This window comes from Gemmatimonadota bacterium (assembly GCA_009835325.1).
GTDB lineage: Bacteria > JAAXHH01 > JAAXHH01 > JAAXHH01 > JAAXHH01 > JAAXHH01.
Genome location: VXWP01000097.1, coordinates 17,905 through 34,805, shown reverse-complemented (window position 1 = coordinate 34,805; position 16,901 = coordinate 17,905). Strand labels below are relative to the sequence as shown.

Here is a 16,901-nt window from a genome sequence, read left to right as displayed (position 1 = left end):
CTTTTTTAGTAATCTACCTTTCAACCAACGTTTTGCGTGCCTTTCAACCTTCGCGTTGCGACCTTTCAACCTGCGCGTTGTGCAATAACCTTGGAAGAAACGCTCGATGCCGGTATGCGCCGGAGCCACAATAAGCACGCTATGCCTGCCACGGCCAGCACGCCGTTGAAACTGAATACCAGGATCCACGCCGACTGCCCGCCGGAAAGGTCGAGTATCGATCCCGCGACAACCGGTGCGCCGGTTCCCACGACAAACCCGATGAAGGACTGCACGGCCTGTGCGGAACCTACCAGGTTCCTCGGGGCGAGCTCTGTGACGGCCGTCGAGTAGATGGCGGAATCGGCCGCCGTAAAGAACCCGTATAGGAACCCCAGCACAACCAGCCAGGCAAATGGAAGTCCGACCAGCCACCCGGCGAGAAAAGAACAGGTCCCGCTTACCGCGAAGATCAACGTCGCCGTCCTGTTTCTTCCGAACCGGTCCGAAATCCATCCACCCAAAAGCACGCTGAAAATGCCCGTCATGAACATGAAGCCGGCCAGGGTGGCGGCGCGCGAAGCAGCGGCTTCCGAATCGAAACCCGTCATCACGAGTGCGGCGACGAGAAGGAGTGGCAGCCACAGGCGGGCCACGAAGAGCTCGGCGGTGTGTAGCGCATAGGCCATGATTACCAGCATCAGCCGGCGGTCTCGCAGCGGCGCCAGGGACAGCCAGCCGACCATGGTTGTGGTTCGTTCGCTTCCGGGCGTAACGGTTTTTCTTTCAAAGGCAAGCAGCAACGTGACCGCGACGCCGGCGAGGCCGGGCAATGTCGTGGCGAGATAGGCGGGTTCCCAGGTTTCGAACCTGTCCAGCAAAACGCCCATGAGTACGTACGAAACCGTCGTGCCCGCGTATCCGGAGCTCACAAAGACGCCTACGGCCAAGCCACGTCCCTTTTCTGAGAACCTGAGCGATGCGAGCCGGATCCCCGTTATGTACACGCACACGTGCCCGACCCCATAGAGAAACCGCAGCGCGCTCGCGGTCCATAATCCTTCCGCCAACAGGGGGAAGAGCACGGCGCTGACGGCTGTCAGGGATATGCCCGCGAGCATGATCGCGTACGGCCGGAACCGGTCGGTAAAGGGTATGACCAGCAGGGAGGATGCCGCGTATCCGGCCAGGTAGGCCGAAAAGACCACGCCGGACTGCGTATTGTTCAGTTCCCATTCCGCTCGAATGAAGGGCAGGGACGCCACGTAACTCGAGGAAGACAGCAGCACGAGGAATAGCGACGAACTCATCGCCGCCAGCCACATGAGGTCCGTCCAGGAGGTCTGCGCGTCGCCTTTTCGATGGGGGCCGGTGTGGTCTGATGAGTGGGATGAACGGGATGTAGGCAAGGGTTAGATTAAGGCGGGTTCCAGGAGTCCTTGAAGCTCAGCGCATTCCGAGTTTCGCACCGCGGCGCAGCAGTTCAAGACTCTTCGCAAGCCTGCGAGCGCGGGTCTCCTCGCGCTTCGCGACACAGATCCAGTCTGTATAATAACGCTGTTGCGAGGGCGTGAGGCCAGCCCATGTGGCATGGGCCTCGACATCCTTCTCAAGGGCGGCAAGAAACTCCGGCGGAGTCTCGAAAGCCGGCGGTCGTGCAGCCTGCTCCCAGGCTCCGGAGCGGATAGACGAGGCGACGGCCGCCTCGCCCGCGGGGGTCATGAGGCCTTGCGACCGCATCCTCTCGAGACGTGTGCGATTGACCTCCGACCACCTGCTGTCCCGTTTTCGGGGTGTGAATCGGTGGGCGTAGCGTTCGTCGTCAACCCGCCGTTTAAGTCCGTCGATCCATCCGAAGCAGATCGCCTGTTCGACGGCGTTCTCATAGGTGAGGGTGGGCCGTCCGGAGCGCTGGGCAGCCTTCTTGTAGAAGAGGACCCAAACCTCAGTGAGCGACGCGTGGTTCGTATAGAGCCAGCGGCGCCACGCATGTTGATTGCGGGGGGTAATACGTTTCCCGGGGAGGGTGGTGGAGTGATGCATGGGTATCGCGGCCCCCTGTTTCCGGTGACTCCCTGCTCAGTTATTACACTTTAAATATACAAGGGTGGTCAAGAAACCTGTGGTGCTGGAAGCAGGTGATATGAGAGCATTGTTGGTCTGGTCCTGCCTATTGAACTTGACAGCATACCTCCAGGGCGGTTAACCCTGTTTCAGTTCAGCGCTCGCTACCGCGCCGTTACCCGGATCACACCTTGACGAAGATCATTTGCTGGAACATTGCTCGCCGCTTCGCCCCATGGCGGTTCCTGGTTGGCGCCGATGCTGACATCGCCCTGCTTCAGGAGGCCAGAAAGCCCCCTGAAAACGTGGAGTTGGAGGTCGATAATCCTGCGCTGTTCCATGACCAGAAAACGGGAAAGGGGCTTTCTCGGTGCGCCATTGTGAAGCTCTCTGATCGGGTGGATGTTGAGTTCCTGACGCCGGTACCGGTTACCAAGGCAAGGGCGGGCGACTTGGCGACCACGCATCCGGGATGTCTAGCCGCCGCTATCGTCTCACCGCTTGACGGTGCCGATTTTACTATTGTTTCATTCTGCCCGGAGTACGAAAAACCCCATCGATCAACGGGCAGGATGTCTTGGGACATCGTCGACGCCTCAGTCCATCGCGTCATCTCCGACCTTTCCCTGCTTATTGGCCAGCAGTGGGGACACCGTATTATCGCCGCGGGCGATCTCACCATCTACCATGGCTACGGCGAAGACAAGAGCGGTTATTGGAAGGGACGGTATGACACGGTTTTTGACAGAATGCGCTCTCTGGGACTTCCGTTTGTTGGCCCGCAGCACCCCCATGGCCGCCAGGCCGATCCCTGGCCCGACGAACTGCCGGAAGACAGCAAGAACGTTCCGACATATATCCATTCTTCTCAGACGCCTGAGACAGCAACCAGTCAACTGGACTTCGTTTTCGCGTCCGAAAGCATGGCTGATTCCGTCGAGGTGCGTGCCTTAAACCGCCCGGATGAATGGGGGCCAAGTGATCACTGCAGGATAGAGATCGAGGTGACGTAGCGAAAGCGTACCTATCGTAAAGCGAGGCACGACATGGCCGAACCCAAGAACCCGGATGAAACCTACCTTGCCCTGCTGCGCGGTATCAATGTCGGTGGCAAGAACATCATCAAGATGGTGGATCTTCGGAGCTGTTTCGTGTCCGAAGGCTTTCGTGACGTCGTCACTTATATCCAGAGCGGGAACGTGATCTTCCGTTCGCCTTCCACCGGGCTCAGGACCCTGACGAAGCGTATTGAGGGGATGCTGTCTGCGGCGTTTGACTACGAGGCGAGTGTCGTGATGCGTTCTAGAAAGCAGATGCGTGCGGTGGTTACGGATGCGCCGGCGGTCTTTGGAGAACAGCCGGAGACATATCGCTACGATGTTATATTTGTGAAGGCGCCGCTTACGGCAAATACCGCCATGGAGGGCGTTCCCACCAGGCCCGGCGTGGATGAAGCCTGGGTGGGCAGCGGTGTGCTCTACTTCTCCCGGCGCATCGACCAGGCCTCTCGGAGCTATCTCAGCCGTCTCGCGTCGATGCCCGTGTACCAGCGCGTAACCGTCCGCAACTGGAACACGACGACCCGGTTGCTCGAGCTCATGGAAAAAGACTGAATCTGGAGTAGTTGTCCGACGCGGGCCCGTCTGCGTACCTTGTCGTCTTCGATTCGCGGCGGTCAACCATTTGCTTACTCATTCAACACTGATCGGGTTGATCGACGTCGCTCAACGGCGAGTCGTCATTCCGTGCCGCACCGCCCATTTCTAAACACCACAACCGGCCTGTTGGGAATCGAGCAGTCGGAGACATACCCGTAAAGCGCATTCATTTCAGCTTCAAAGGCATTGTATTCCGCCAGCCGGCTGGCCAGTTCCGTAGGATCGGTGGATGAAGCGGAATAAACGATGTACTCCCAGGGACCACCGCAGGGTTTGGATCCTATGGCCGCGCTGCGACAGTCTGCAATCGAAGTGCCCTCAGCGTCGCCGATGAGCGCTTGGATTTCCTGTCGCATCCTTTCAAGCTGTGCACGGTCGCCTTCCTCGGTGCGCGGGTTGCCTTCCCCGGTTCCCTCGTCGCCTTCCTCGACCGGTGATTCGCCTTCCTCAACCGGCGGGTTGTCCTTGTTGTCGGGCCCAACTACAGGATCACTTTCGTCACAGGCAAGAAGAGAAACAGATATCCATAGCGCTGCAACCAGGAATCGCATAGCCTTTCCTTTCATTCAGGCACAGACAAGGGTCATACTCCCATTGTGGAGAACGTTTCAATTCGCGTACAGTTCCCAGTGCGGTTTTCGCCCGGCGACCCTGAATTTGTCTGGCAACCCTGAATTCAGCCGCCTGCCGAACCCCGCGTTCGTTCCTCGAGCTTGACGTCTAATCGTTCGACTTTCTTGCCCAACGCTCTCAGTTCTTCTTCTACGGAGAGCATCCGTTCGCTGAGCCCACCAATAAGAAACACCATGATCGTAACGATGATGCCCGTCATGGTAAGAAAAGGCACCCAGGACCAATCTCGCTTGTTTTCCGCCATGCTATCTCCCTTCCTTATCTGTCGAATGACCGTGCTGGCGACTTCGTTTCTAACCGTTTCCAACCGTTCGGGGAGCGGGTATTTCATCCGATACTACGTGTGAATCCACCGGATAATTGATATAGTAGCCTTAACACCTTCTGTTCTCGAGTTATGCAAAAAGAAAAGGAGATCGTACCATGCGACAATACCGGGTCGCTATTCTGGGTTGCCGCGGCCGGGGCACGGCTGCGGGCCGCGCGTACCATCAGCATCCCCGCACCGAGGTTGTAGGCTTATGCGATCTTGTGCCGGAGCTTTTGACGACCCTAGGCGACGAACTGGGAGTCGCGGCTCGTTATGACGATCTCGACCGGATGATCGAGTCCGAGGACCCGGACATTGTCGCCATTCCCACGGGTACCGAATTCCACTATCCGCTGGCTATGCGCGTACTGGAGCACGGAGTCCACATCGACATTGAAAAGCCGATTTGTACGACCCTGGCCGAGGCCGACGCGGTGTTGGCCAAAGCCGCGGAGCAAGGGGTGCAGGTGGCCGTGCATCACCAGGGGCGCAGCGGCGGCGCGCTACAGGCGGTCAAAGCGGCGATTGCCGAGGGCCGGATCGGCGACTTGCGATTTATACAGGGTAGCGGCAAGGGCTACTACGGCGGCTACGGCCTGATGAATATCGCCACGCACTCGCTCAATGCCATGCTAGGCGTGGCCGGACCGGTGCGAAGCGTGCAAGCCGTGGCCTTGACTGATGGACGTCCGATCACGCCCGAGGATGTGGTGCCGTCGCCGAGTGGCATGGGTTACATTGCCGGTGAACACGTGACCGCGGCCCTTGCCTTTGAAGGCGGGTTTTCGGGTGTTCTCCTGCAGCACCGCTTCCCCAAGATGGATTCGACAGCCTATATGATCGAGATCTACGGCACCGAAGGCAGGCTCTATTGGAAAAGCGGTGCCCCGTGGTTTCTGTCCACGCCCCACTATGCCCCTGGCCAGGCCGAGTGGCAGCCACTTGCCCCCATCGTGCCAGAGCACTACGATCCGGCCGGTCCCGCTTCCGTGGAGGACTACCAGTTCGCCGACGAGTACGTGCAGGCGCTCGACGAGGGCCGTGCGCACGAGTGCTCGGGTGATGCCGGCCGCCACGTGCTGGAGATATTGATGGGCATTTTCGAGTCGGGCGCGCGCGGCCGGCGCGTTGATCTGCCGCAAGCGGAACGCGATCACCCGCTCCTGCGCTGGCGCGAGGAACACGGTCTGGGCCTGCCCGGTCCGATGCCGCGCCCCTATGCGGAATGGCTCGCCGCGGAAGACAGCCGTCTGGGCCGGAGTGCGAGCTAGCCGCCGGGCATTGCCGACCAGCCCCCGCCGCTGCCTCTGACACCCATGACCCGGATTGCCCGGCCTCACGCCTATCCGGCCGACCCGTCCGCTCCCATAATCCGCGCCATGTTGCCACCGAGAATCGCCGTCATCTCGCCCTCGTCCAGGAACGGGCAGTAGCGCCTCACATAGTCCAGGCTCTGGCGGTAGGTCCAGTGCAGCAGCACGATGGGGATGTCCGTACCCCACAGGATGCGGTCGGCGCCGAAGCGTTCAACCATCTTCTCCAGGACGGGCCGCATCTGGGGCATGGGGTAGTCCCAGCGCGACTGCAGGAACACGGCGAAGAGGATCTGGATGTGGAAGCGGGGTTGGTCCGCGGGCGCGGCTTCGTACACTTCGTCGGGGACGTTGATCCGGTCACGTTCGGCAAACATCCGCCAGGGGAATCCGTGGGTCACGATCACGTCGACATCGGGGAACCGGTCCATCCAGGTACGCAACGAACGTAACTCTTCGATGTATGCGGAAGGCGCCCCGACCGCGCCGATGGTGAAAAACACCGGTATTTCCAGCCCGGCCACTGCTTTCCAGAATGGATCGAAATCGGGCCCGGTCCAATCGGTTGACAGGTCGTAGAGCGGCCGGTGAAAGGGTGCGAACTGAAGACCCGATAGACCGTGATCGCCGATCGCCCGTTCCAGTTTCGCGATGGCCTCGTCGGTCCGGTCAGGTATCCACCATTCGGGGACCTGGGCCAATCCCTGGATCCGCTCCGGGTAGCGTCGGCAGCATTCCGCGATGTAACCGTCGTCGAGCCCCATGTAGGGCGTGCGGTGAAGGAGGGCCCGGTCGACGCCCGCGTAGTCCATCTCCGCCACAAGACTTTCCGGTGAAAAAGAGAAGTCCTCCGTCCACGGCGGCAGCGCTTGCTTGACGTAGTCCTCGCCATCGACCGACCACTCGGCCAGTCCGTGTTTCCCGGTGCGGAAACTTGCGTTCCGCAGGCCCTCGAAACGCCAGGGTAGATCGGGATCGTAGAGCCCCGTAGCGTCGGCCGGCGCGCGGTCGCTACGCCGCCAGACGGGCTGCTGCCGGGCCTGGGACATGAACAGTTGCAGGTGACGCCGGAATTCGGCATGATCGTCGAAACCTCCGATTTTGCCGGGAGAAGGAAAGCAATAGGCGTGTCCGTCGTAGATCATGGGCTGCCTCGGAGGTTCACCTGGTATTACGTGTCGAATCCAGGGAAGACACATAATGAACAGGGACGTCTGAGTGACCGCAACTCATTCCTGCGTGTTAAACCTGATTGGACTTGACGGGTAAATTCCAAGGTGTTAAGGATGTTGGACGATTGATTACGACGGACAACATGCGGAGGGATCTGGTAAATGTCCAACCATCCCACGGACGCCGAACGCTTCCTCTTCGACACAAATGGCTACCTGGTGCTGGAAGCTTTCCTTCCTGAGTCCCTGGTCGACACGCTAAACGACGCGCTGGAGCGGACGATAGCGCGTCGCCGCGACCCCGGGTTCCAACGAGCGCACGAACCGGCCTTCGCCGATAAACTGGACTCGGCTAACGCGCGGGTCATGCACCTGCTGGCCGAAGACCCGCACTTTCTGGACATGCTCGACTACGAGCCGATGATGGACTATGTTCACGGTCTGTTCAACAAGATGCCCCATCTGCACTCGACCGATGCCATCTACGAGATCGAACCCGAAGAGCACCACGGAAAGGGCTGGCACACGGACGGGATCCAGGACGGATTTCGTGACTTCCAGCCGCACGTCCCGCTATTGCAGTTCAAAGTGGGGTACTACCTCAGCGACATGACCGAACCGGACCAGGGCAACCTGACCCTGGTACCGGGCAGCCACAAGTCCCTGGTCGTGCCTGACGCGAAGAATGGCATGCCCGGGGCTGTACAGATCTGCGGGCGACCCGGCACGGCCGTGCTCTTCCACAATGGAGTGTGGCATTCGGCCGGCCCGTTCACGCGCCGCGGCGGCAAGCGGGTGATCCTCTACTACGGGTACGAACACCCGTGGATGCTGGCGTGCGCGGAGCAGTGGCGTTATGACAGGGCTTTCCTTAACAGCCTCACACCGCGGCACCGGCCCTTCTTCCACGGTTTCGTATTCGATCCGCCGGAGTACCGCTGGGGTTGAGCCGAACTGCTTCCAGGTTCCCATCCCTACCGCCTTATTACGAGCATATTCAACATTTGGCGTATCGGTTGCCCGCCCTGGGTGACGCCCCAGGGCGCCGAATCACTTTACAGAAAAGCTTGCATTATATTTAGTATAGGCTAAATTGCACTTACATTAAGTCAAACTATGTATTTAGTGCCAGATGATGCCTCGCCTGGAGGTAGATTTGAAGTACGCGGTAATCCTGTTCTGCTGGAGTCTGACAGTGCTGGGAGGAGTGATGGGGTCGGGGTGCGACCGGATCGTTACCAATCGGCCAACGGAGGGAGATAACTTCGAATCGCCGCTGGAGGGCATGTCGCCCAGTCTCAATGCGGTGTTTATCCAGGGCGACGAGAACTTCGAGCGCACTTTCACCGTGGAAGAAGGGCTCGGGCCCATCTTCAATAACGTCGGTTGCGAGAGCTGTCATCCCGCCGATGGGCGCGGGACGCCGGAACTGGGATTCACCCGCTTCGGCCTCGGGGGCGACCCGGCCGCGGAGTTGGGCGGCCCGCAACACCAGGACAAGGCCATTCCAGGCGTTCCCCTCGAAGAGATGCCGTCCGGAATGGAGCGTACATTCAGGATGCCGCCTCCGGTATTCGGTGTGGGGATGATCGAAGCCATCCCGGCCTGGGTTATTCTATCCCGCGCCGATCCGAACGACCTGGATGGCGATGGCATATCCGGCCGGCCCAATATGGTGCATGCCGCCGAATTCGTATCAGGTTCTCACGTAGGCGGCGGACCCGGACTTCAGTTGGGACGCTTTTCTCGCAAGGCGCAGGTCTCTTCCCTCCTCCAGCAGGTCGCCGAGGCCTACCACCAGGATATCGGCATTACCAGTGATTTCATTCCCGTGGAAACCCCCCATCCCCAGGCCGGTGGGATCGCCATCGGAGACCGGGTGGCCGATCCAGAGATCCCCGCCGCAACCGTGCTGGAGACGGTCACGTACGTGCGTCAGCTCAGGCCGCCGGAGCGTGGCGAAATCACGCCCGAAGTCGAGCGCGGCGACCAGCTCTTTAACGAGATCGGCTGCGCCGCCTGCCATGTGCCGACGATGAGAACCGGCGCCAGTTCGATTCCGGAGCTGAGTCACATCGACGTCCACCTTTTTTCCGATCTGCTGCTGCACGACATGGGACCCGATCTGGCGGACTTCCGCCCGGATGGGGACGCTTCCGGCACGGAGTGGCGCACGGCGCCGCTATGGGGGTTGCGCCTGGTCGAGGAATTCCTGAATGGCGAGGCCTTCTACCTGCACGACGGCCGCACCTCGGATCTCGGCGAAGCGATACTCTTCCACGGTGGTGAAGCCTCGGCCGCCCGCAACCGGTTCGCAGGCCTGAGCGACGAGGATCGCGAAGCCCTGCTGGCCTTTCTCAGGTCGTTATAACCCATGCGCAAGAAAAGACGAACGGGCATGCCCCGGCGGCGTTTTCTGATCCAGATGGCTTTGGGAACCGGTTTCGTGGCTTCCGGTCTTTCTGCCTGTGCCACGGCCGCCAACTTCCGGACCAGGCTCACGGAAAACCGCGTCGTGCTGCCCCGCGCGGAGTTGGATGAGAAGCTACGGGCCGATGATGTCGTCCTGGTGACGGCGGAGGGACTGCCCGAGTCGATCATCCTCATTCGCGTGGATGGAGATGCCTACCGTGCGCTGGGTTCGCGCTGCACGCACCTGGGCTGCGAGGTCCGACCCGGAAAGCACGCGCTGAGCTGTCCCTGCCACGGATCGGTGTTTGACCTGGAGGGAAAGGCAATTCGGGGGCCGGCGCAAAGTCCGTTGTCCAGATACGCGGTGGATGAAGAGGGGACCGACCTTGTGATCCTGTTGAACGGAAAGGAGTAACCCATGACAGGCTTGGTCCGAAAGGCTGCCGTGAGCCTGTTCTTATGCCTGGGGACGGTCGGCGGGTACGCCGCGGAGGTTGTCGCACAGAACGCGCCGGATTCCCGCCCTTCGATCAAAGGTGGGTTCGAAGACCGGCCCTTCATCACCAGGGCGGGCAACACCCGCATAGGCGGCTATGCCGAAGTACACCTCCGCTTCGAGCGCGAAGATGGGATCAACGAGGCGTTGACCTTCGATCCCAAGCGATTCAACCTCTTCACCTACACCGTCGTGTCGGACCGCGTGCGCGTGGCCTCGGAACTGGAGTTCGAGGAAGGAGGCGAGGAAATCAAGCTCGAAATGGCGTTTATCGATTTCGAGATTCACCCCGCCTTCACGTTTCGAGGCGGGATAATCCTTTCTCCCCTCGGCCGCTTCAATCTCTCTCACGACAGTCCAGTCAACGATCTGACAGACCGCCCCCTGGTCAGCACCCAGATCATACCGACCGCATTGTCAGAAGCGGGCATGGGATTCTTCGGCGCAATGTACCCCACGCCCTCCTCGCGCATCAGTTACGAGTTCTACGGCGTCAACGGGTTCTCGGACGGCGTCATCCTGAGCGACCCGGCCGGTACCCGGATTGCGGCGGGAAAGGGAAACTTCGAGGACAACAACCAGCGTCCCTCCTGGGTCGGGCGCCTGGCCATTAGCCCACAGCCAAACTGGGAGCTCGGAGGTTCGTTCCATACCGGTCCCTACAACGTATGGAAGGCCGATGGACTGACCATAGACGCAAAACGCGGACTGACCATCCTGGCTTTGGACTGGAACGGGATCTGGAAATCCATTGAGTTGCTCGGCGAGTACGCCAAAGCCGAGATCGACGTCCCCCTGCAGAGCGCTATCTTCCAGGCGAACCAGCAGGGTTTCTATGGGCAGATCAATGCCCACTTCGGCCGGGGTTGGTTGACCGCGTTGCCTGAATCGGTGTTTACCGGGGTGGTGCGCGTGGGTGCCGTCGACTTCGATGCCGACACGACGGGCGACAGCCATCGCCGCCTCACGTTGGGCCTCAACTTCAGGCCGCATGAAGACACGGTCTTCAAATTCGACTATCAGCGCAACTGGGAGCGGGACCCCTTCAACAACGAAGTAAGAGGGGCCTCTTTCCTGTTCAGTGTAGCGACCTATTTCTAGCGGTCCGTTATTGAAAAACCCAGCTGCCTGCCGTATCTTGCCGATGCGGATTCCGCTCAAACTACGCCTTTCTCCACTAGCCATGCTACATCCGAACGCCCGGTAACCGCTTCAGCCTTTCATTCACCTGGTTTCCATTCGACTACTCTGAAGCGTACTGTAATCGGGTGATCTGCAGGTCCGGAACAGATTGGCCTGGATACTTGCGCTCAGGGACGTTACCAATTTCCAGGGCGTACCAGCAAAACAAGGATGAATAGAAGCCACATATCCAAGGTCTTCTCCGGAGTCGCAGATTCACGTCCGTTTACGAATGAACATCAGGAAACGCCGCAACGCACATCATCCCGACGCGTATCGCAATGGAATCGGACCATGAGGTTACTACTCGTTCTTGTCGTTCCCTTCCTCCTCTCGATCATCATCCATTTGTCGTGCGGCCGGGAAAGCCCCACGGGACCTCCACGGGCGGCCAGCATCAGGATATCGCCTGCCGAGGCCGAGCTGGACGCCATCGGCGCGACCGTGCAGTTCACTGCGGCGGTCCGGGACGGGCACGATCGGGTGATCGCGGACGCGGCCGTGACGTGGGCCAGCGGAAACACCGAAGTGGCCGGCGTGACGGACGAGGGCCTGGTCACGGCCCGGAAGAACGGTTCCGCGATCGTCACGGCCGTTTCAGGGCAATTCAGTGCGAATGCCACCGTCACGGTATCCCAGGCGGTCGCTCGCATCGAGGTCGCACCCGCCAGCGTGACGCTGACGAAGACGGACCGGGCATTGCGGGTTGACGCGGTGGCTAAAGACAGGAACGGCAACCCGGTGCCGGACACGCAACTCGTCTGGACAAGCAGCGATCCCTTCGTAGTCTCGGTGAACGCCCAGGGAGACCTCGAGGCACGGTCGAACGGAATCGCCCGGATCACCGTGACTTCCGGGGATGTGTCGGCAATCGTGGAAGTCACGGTCTCGGGTTTCGGACCAGACGCGCTGGACCGCGCCGCCCTGGTGGCGCTGTTCAATGGCACCGGTGGATCGGAATGGACGCTCGCCACGAACTGGTCGAGCGACGCGCCCCTGGCCGAGTGGCACGGAGTGACGACGGACGCCGAAGGAAGGGTTACCGAATTGTTGCTCGACCGGAATGAGCTGACGGGCGCAATGCCCGCGGAACTGGTCCGCCTTGAAAAGCTCCGGTCTCTATCGCTCCTGGGCAATCAGTTGACGGGAAGCATACCCCCCGAAATCGGACATCTCCCCAATCTGGAGTTTCTGGAGGTATCCTACAACCGGTTGACGGGAAGCATACCCCCCGAAATCGGACGACTCGTCAGGCTCAGGACACTCGGCGCCAGGGGCAATAACTTCTCGCACGGACCGTTGCCCCTGGCCATGGCCAATCTCGGCAATCTCGAAAGACTAAGGTTTGATAGAACATTCCTGTGCGCGCCGCTGGACGCGGTCTTCCAGGCCTGGCTCGCCGGGATTGACGACGTTGAAGTGGACGACTGCGAGGACACGGAGCGGAGCGCGCTGATCGCGTTGTACAACGCGGCGGACGGCAGGAACTGGACCGGACGGCGCAATTGGCTCACCGGCGCGTCCGTAAGCGCCTGGCACGGCGTCGAGACCAATGACCAGGGCCATGTAACGGGCCTGGATCTGGAAGACAACAATCTTAACGGAACGCTGCCGTCCCGGCTAGGCGACCTCCGGTCTCTGGGCGTACTGGACCTGTCGAACAATTCCGGGCTGACTGGACCGCTGCCCGCGTCGCTGGTCGGTCTCGGTCTGACGGCCCTCAAGTTGGGCGGAACGGGTCTATGCGCGCCATCGGACCCCGCCTATCAGGCCTGGCTGGCCACCGTCGGGGACATACGGGTCGACAACTGTCCCGCCACCCTCGCCACCGACCGGATGGTGTTGACCACGCTGTACGGCGAAACAGGCGGCGCGTACTGGAAGGAGGCCACCAACTGGCTCAGTGAAGCGCCGTTGCGGGACTGGCACGGCGTCGAGACCGACGCCGAAGGGCATGTGATCTCCCTCGACCTGGGGTACAATAACCTCAAGGGGCGACTACCTCAGGAATTGGCGCTGATGGACCGGCTGGAAACGTTGCGTCTTATCGGCAACGGCCTGACGGGGCACGTTCCACCCGAACTTGCGCGCCTTGATCGACTCGCCGCATTGGATCTCTCGGTGAACCTGCTGACGGGCCCCATTCCGCCCGAACTGGGACGGCTGACAAACCTCTCCGTCCTCGATCTCTCCGCAAACGGGTTGACCGGGTCCGTTCCAACCGAGCTGGGACAACTCGACCGACTCACCGTCCTCGATCTCGGGCTCAACCGGTTACACGGACTCCTTTCTCCGGAATTGGGCAATCTCCGCAGCCTCGAGCGACTCACGCTCTCTTCCAACGAGTTTACGGGCCCCGTTCCAAACGAACTGGGAGGACTTGTAGCGCTCTCCGTCCTCAACCTCTCCGTCAACGGGCTGACGGGCGCCGTTCCACCCGAATTGGGGCAACTAGCAAACCTCGTCGCCCTCGACCTCGCTAGAAACGGGCTTACGGGCCCCGTTCCATCCGAACTGGGAAGACTGGCAAGCCTCGAGGAATTGGATCTCTCCACCAATGCGTTGTCAGGCCTCGTTCCACCCGAACTGGGACAACTTGCAAATCTCGAAGAACTGAACCTCTCCGCCAACGGGCTGACGGGCTTCGTTCCACCCGAACTGGGAAGACTGGCGAACCTCGTCACGCTGAGCCTGGCGTCGAATCGGCTGAGTGGATTGGTCCCGCCCGAACTGGGCGCGCTCGGGGCGCTAAGGACGCTGAGTCTTTCCCACAACGCCGGGCTGTCGGGGCCGTTGCCGCGCGCGCTTCTCGACCTCGACCTGGCCTTCCTGCTGCTCGCCGGCACGGGGCTTTGCGCGCCCCGGGACGTCGAGACCCAGACCTGGTTGCGGGATATAGACGAAAGGCGCGTTTCCAACTGCGGCGACGACATCGTGCGCGTTGTATCGGCGTATCTCACGCAGGCGGTGCAATCCCTCGAAAACCCGGTGCCGCTGGTTGCCGGCAAGCCCGCGCTTCTGCGCGTCTTCGTAACGAACGGCGGCATGGCCGACGCCAGGCGGCCGCCAGTACGGGCTTCGTTCTATCAGAACAATCTTCCGGTGTACACGGTCGAGATACCGGGTGGAGACTACAGCCTGCCGGACCGTCCAGAGGAGGGAGACCTCGCGGCGTCATCCAACGCCCATATTCCGGCCTATGTCGTTCGGCCGGGCCTGGAAATGGTGATAGAAATCGATCCCGGCAGCCTATCGGATTCCGCGACTGATGCCGGTCGCCGCCTGCCGCCTGTCGGTCGGATGGCCCTGGAGGTGGCGGAAGTACCGCCCCTCGACCTTACCCTGGTCCCGTTTCTGTTGATGTCGAATCCGGATTGGACGCTTGCGGACTACGCCGCGGGCCTGTCCCCGAATGACGAACTGTTCAGGATGACCCGGGAAACATTGCCGGTAGGTGATTTCCAACTGAACGTGCGCGAACCCGTGTGGACTTCGGTGGCATCCGAGGCGAAGAACACCATATCAATGCTGGTCGAGGTCTTTGTGGTCCGCATCCTGGACGGCGCCCCGGGACACTATATGGCTATCCTCCCTGCCAGCGAACGCGTGGGCGTCGCCGTCATCCCCGGTAGCATCGGTGTGTCGGCACTGAACGGACAGATCATAGCCCATGAACTCGGTCACAACATGAACCTGAGGCACGCACCGTGCGGCGGCCCCGCCGGGCTGGACCCCGACTACCCTTACGTCGACGGGACGACCGGCGCATGGGGCTACGACCTCCTGTCGGGATCGCTGGTGTCGCCGCGGAACCACGACCTGATGAGTTACTGCCCACCTGGATGGATCAGCGACTTCCACTTCGTCAAGGCGCTGATCTATCGGCGATCCCTGGAAACGCCCGTTCCGGCAGCGCGCGCCGCTTCCGCGACCAACCTGCTGCTATGGGGCGAAGTGAACGACCTGGGGGAAATCGTCCTCCATCCCGCTTTCGCGGTCGACGCCCCGTCCGTCCTGCCGGAGGCCGGCGGTCCGTATCGCCTCACCGGTGAAGACGAATCGGGGAACACGCTGTTTGCGCTGTCCTTCGGCACGGCGGAAGTCGCCGACGGGGCCGGGAGCGTTTTCGCCTTCGTGCTTCCCGTCCGGGCGGACTGGCTCGATCGATTGCAACTGTTCTCGCTATCCGGTCCGGATGGGGTGACGACGCTGGATCGTAGTGGAGGGCCGGCCGCCGCGCTCATGTTGGACCGGATGACCGGAGCGGTCCGGGGAGTCCTCCGGGACTGGCCCGGCCAGGACGACTCACCTGCGTTCGCCCGACGCGTGCAGCCGGACGGAGATTTCGAAGTCCAGGTCAGCCGCGGCATCCCGGATTCGAATCCGCGATAGCGAGGGTTGCCTGCCGAAGCCTCGGTAGCCCGACAAAAAACCGTTTTGGGAATCGTGTAATGGGGTATTATGATTAGGGTATAGCCCGGATCGGTCGTGTTGTCCAGATCGGTCGTGTTGTCCAGATCGGTCGTGTCGTCCAGACCGGGGGTGCCGTCGAGACCGGTCCCAGTGTAAACCCGGATCGAACCCGATCGAACCGGATTCCAACCCTGTTCCATGAACATTGTACTTACCCTGGCCCTTACCGCAGTCTGCCTCGGCGGCGAGACCTTCTTCCACGCACCACGGGCCTATCTGGGAGAGCGGGCTTTCTCGCTGCGCCTCTCCGATGAGCGGGTGGCGAACGGTCATACCCTTCTGCTGGAGTGCGTCCCTGAAGGTCCCGGCGAGGAAGCCGGTCACGCGATCGACCTGACCGTTTCGACGGGTGCCCGGATCCATCGCCTGTACCCTCATCCGACCGCGCACGACGATGGTTTGTTCGCCCTGATCGGCATTCCCTATCGTGCGGCGCCGGGACCGGATACCGTGCACGTGGAGTGGACCGAGAGCGACCGGATCTTCGGCCGGGAACTACCGTTCGCCATCGTCGCCGGTCCGTACCGTTCGGAACAGATCCGCGGCGTGCCGCAAAGCCGGGTTACGCCCTCGGTCACGGACTTCCGGCGCATCGCGCGGGAACAGAAGATCATCGCCGCGGCGTACGAGGCGGTACGGGATACGGTGATGATGGAAGACACGTTCCGTTATCCCGTGGAGAAGAAGACTATCACCAGTCCGTACGGAACACGACGGGTGTTCAACGGACAGCTTCGCAGCTACCACGGCGGCCTCGACCTGCGGGCCTACGAGGGAACGCCCCTATACGCCGCCCAGTCCGGCGTGGTCAAGCTAGCCCAGAACCTGTTCTATTCGGGCAACCACGTCCTCATCGAACACGGCATGGGCATCCACACCGGGTATTCACACATGAGCCGGCTTGATGTGAAAGAAGGGGACGAGGTGTCCCGCGGACAGTTGCTGGGTCTGTCGGGGGCCACGGGCCGGGTGACCGCCGCACACCTGCATTGGACGGTGAGCGTGGACGGCGTGGGCGTCAGTCCGCTCCAGTTCACCGAGATCCTGGCCATGCTGTACCAGAAACCCGTCGAGGTGCGAAAACCGAATGACGGTTGAATGGGGTAGTCATGCGACCGAAGATCCACCTGTTGCTCCCTGCTTCTTTGCTGATGATTGCCGTTGTCCTGGCGTCGGACGTTTCGTCCGGCCCGCCTGGGTCGCCCGGCC

Annotated in this window: 14 protein-coding genes; 9 read left to right on the top strand and 5 right to left on the bottom strand. The window is 61.2% G+C overall.

Translation table 11 applies throughout. The features are described 5' to 3' along the window. Positions 1-65: 65 nt before the first annotated feature. Together F4Z81_13735 and F4Z81_13730 are read right to left on the bottom strand one after the other, a co-directional pair. Positions 66-1,304 carry an MFS transporter gene (locus F4Z81_13735; protein MXW06107.1) on the bottom strand — a complete coding sequence of 413 codons (1,239 nt, stop codon included), beginning with the start codon at positions 1,302-1,304 and terminating at the stop codon, positions 66-68. 121 nt (positions 1,305-1,425) lie between these two features. Further along, a complete protein-coding gene (locus tag F4Z81_13730) occupies positions 1,426-2,022 on the bottom strand; it encodes a hypothetical protein (GenBank protein MXW06106.1) in 597 nt (198 codons plus the stop codon). 212 nt (positions 2,023-2,234) lie between these two features. On the opposite strand from F4Z81_13730, the gene F4Z81_13725 reads away from it, so the two are divergent. Further along, positions 2,235-3,056, top strand: coding sequence for a hypothetical protein (locus F4Z81_13725; GenBank protein MXW06105.1), 822 nt, complete (start codon positions 2,235-2,237; stop codon positions 3,054-3,056). Positions 3,057-3,089: 33 nt separating this feature from the next. Next, a complete protein-coding gene (locus tag F4Z81_13720) occupies positions 3,090-3,656 on the top strand; it encodes a DUF1697 domain-containing protein (protein MXW06104.1) in 567 nt (188 codons plus the stop codon). 125 nt (positions 3,657-3,781) lie between these two features. Here the strand turns inward: F4Z81_13720 and F4Z81_13715 are convergent, their stop codons facing one another. Both F4Z81_13715 and F4Z81_13710 read right to left on the bottom strand, forming a co-directional pair. After that, positions 3,782-4,252, bottom strand: a complete 471-nt coding sequence (locus F4Z81_13715) for a hypothetical protein (GenBank protein MXW06103.1) — start codon at positions 4,250-4,252, stop codon at positions 3,782-3,784. 125 nt (positions 4,253-4,377) lie between these two features. Beyond that, entirely contained in the window at positions 4,378-4,578 is a 201-nt protein-coding gene (locus tag F4Z81_13710) for a hypothetical protein (protein MXW06102.1), read from the bottom strand. 179 nt (positions 4,579-4,757) lie between these two features. On the opposite strand from F4Z81_13710, the gene F4Z81_13705 reads away from it, so the two are divergent. Further along, complete coding sequence (locus F4Z81_13705) at positions 4,758-5,915, top strand: Gfo/Idh/MocA family oxidoreductase (protein ID MXW06101.1); 1,158 nt, start codon at positions 4,758-4,760, stop codon at positions 5,913-5,915. Positions 5,916-5,986: 71 nt separating this feature from the next. Here F4Z81_13705 and F4Z81_13700 read toward each other — a convergent pair whose 3' ends face one another. Further along, the gene (locus F4Z81_13700; GenBank protein ID MXW06100.1) at positions 5,987-7,156 is read right to left on the bottom strand and encodes an amidohydrolase; all 1,170 of its coding nucleotides are present in this window, start codon (positions 7,154-7,156) and stop codon (positions 5,987-5,989) included. 135 nt (positions 7,157-7,291) lie between these two features. Between F4Z81_13700 and F4Z81_13695 the strand changes: the two genes are divergently transcribed. From F4Z81_13695 to F4Z81_13670, 6 genes are all read left to right on the top strand, one after another. Beyond that, complete coding sequence (locus F4Z81_13695; GenBank protein ID MXW06099.1) at positions 7,292-8,077, top strand: phytanoyl-CoA dioxygenase family protein; 786 nt, start codon at positions 7,292-7,294, stop codon at positions 8,075-8,077. 184 nt (positions 8,078-8,261) lie between these two features. Continuing rightward, positions 8,262-9,500: a c-type cytochrome gene (locus tag F4Z81_13690; protein MXW06098.1), complete on the top strand. Its 1,239-nt coding sequence runs from the start codon at positions 8,262-8,264 to the stop codon at positions 9,498-9,500. A gap of 54 nt (positions 9,501-9,554) precedes the next feature. Beyond that, the gene (locus tag F4Z81_13685) at positions 9,555-9,956 is read left to right on the top strand and encodes a Rieske (2Fe-2S) protein (protein MXW06097.1); all 402 of its coding nucleotides are present in this window, start codon (positions 9,555-9,557) and stop codon (positions 9,954-9,956) included. Between the two features lie 3 nt (positions 9,957-9,959). Further along, a complete protein-coding gene (locus F4Z81_13680; protein MXW06096.1) occupies positions 9,960-11,138 on the top strand; it encodes a hypothetical protein in 1,179 nt (392 codons plus the stop codon). 252 nt (positions 11,139-11,390) lie between these two features. Then, on the top strand, positions 11,391-15,611 hold the full coding sequence (locus F4Z81_13675) for a hypothetical protein (GenBank protein MXW06095.1): 4,221 nt from the start codon (positions 11,391-11,393) through the stop codon (positions 15,609-15,611). Positions 15,612-15,830: 219 nt separating this feature from the next. Then, positions 15,831-16,790 carry a M23 family metallopeptidase gene (locus F4Z81_13670; protein MXW06094.1) on the top strand — a complete coding sequence of 320 codons (960 nt, stop codon included), beginning with the start codon at positions 15,831-15,833 and terminating at the stop codon, positions 16,788-16,790. The last annotated feature ends 111 nt before the right edge of the window (positions 16,791-16,901 follow it).

Excerpts from the sequence above, each read along its gene's own strand:
- F4Z81_13735 (MXW06107.1), bottom strand. The coding sequence starts at position 1,304 with ATGTGGCTGGCGGCGATGAGTTCGTCGCTATTCCTCGTGCTGCTGTCT.
- F4Z81_13730 (MXW06106.1), bottom strand. The coding sequence starts at position 2,022 with ATGCATCACTCCACCACCCTCCCCGGGAAACGTATTACCCCCCGCAAT.
- F4Z81_13720 (MXW06104.1), top strand. The coding sequence starts at position 3,090 with ATGGCCGAACCCAAGAACCCGGATGAAACCTACCTTGCCCTGCTGCGC.
- F4Z81_13715 (MXW06103.1), bottom strand. The coding sequence starts at position 4,252 with ATGCGATTCCTGGTTGCAGCGCTATGGATATCTGTTTCTCTTCTTGCC.
- F4Z81_13710 (MXW06102.1), bottom strand. The coding sequence starts at position 4,578 with ATGGCGGAAAACAAGCGAGATTGGTCCTGGGTGCCTTTTCTTACCATG.
- F4Z81_13705 (MXW06101.1), top strand. The coding sequence starts at position 4,758 with ATGCGACAATACCGGGTCGCTATTCTGGGTTGCCGCGGCCGGGGCACG.
- F4Z81_13700 (MXW06100.1), bottom strand. The coding sequence starts at position 7,156 with ATGTGTCTTCCCTGGATTCGACACGTAATACCAGGTGAACCTCCGAGG.
- F4Z81_13695 (MXW06099.1), top strand. The coding sequence starts at position 7,292 with ATGTCCAACCATCCCACGGACGCCGAACGCTTCCTCTTCGACACAAAT.
- F4Z81_13690 (MXW06098.1), top strand. The coding sequence starts at position 8,262 with ATGATGCCTCGCCTGGAGGTAGATTTGAAGTACGCGGTAATCCTGTTC.
- F4Z81_13685 (MXW06097.1), top strand. The coding sequence starts at position 9,555 with ATGGCTTTGGGAACCGGTTTCGTGGCTTCCGGTCTTTCTGCCTGTGCC.
- F4Z81_13680 (MXW06096.1), top strand. The coding sequence starts at position 9,960 with ATGACAGGCTTGGTCCGAAAGGCTGCCGTGAGCCTGTTCTTATGCCTG.
- F4Z81_13675 (MXW06095.1), top strand. The coding sequence starts at position 11,391 with ATGAATAGAAGCCACATATCCAAGGTCTTCTCCGGAGTCGCAGATTCA.
- F4Z81_13670 (MXW06094.1), top strand. The coding sequence starts at position 15,831 with ATGAACATTGTACTTACCCTGGCCCTTACCGCAGTCTGCCTCGGCGGC.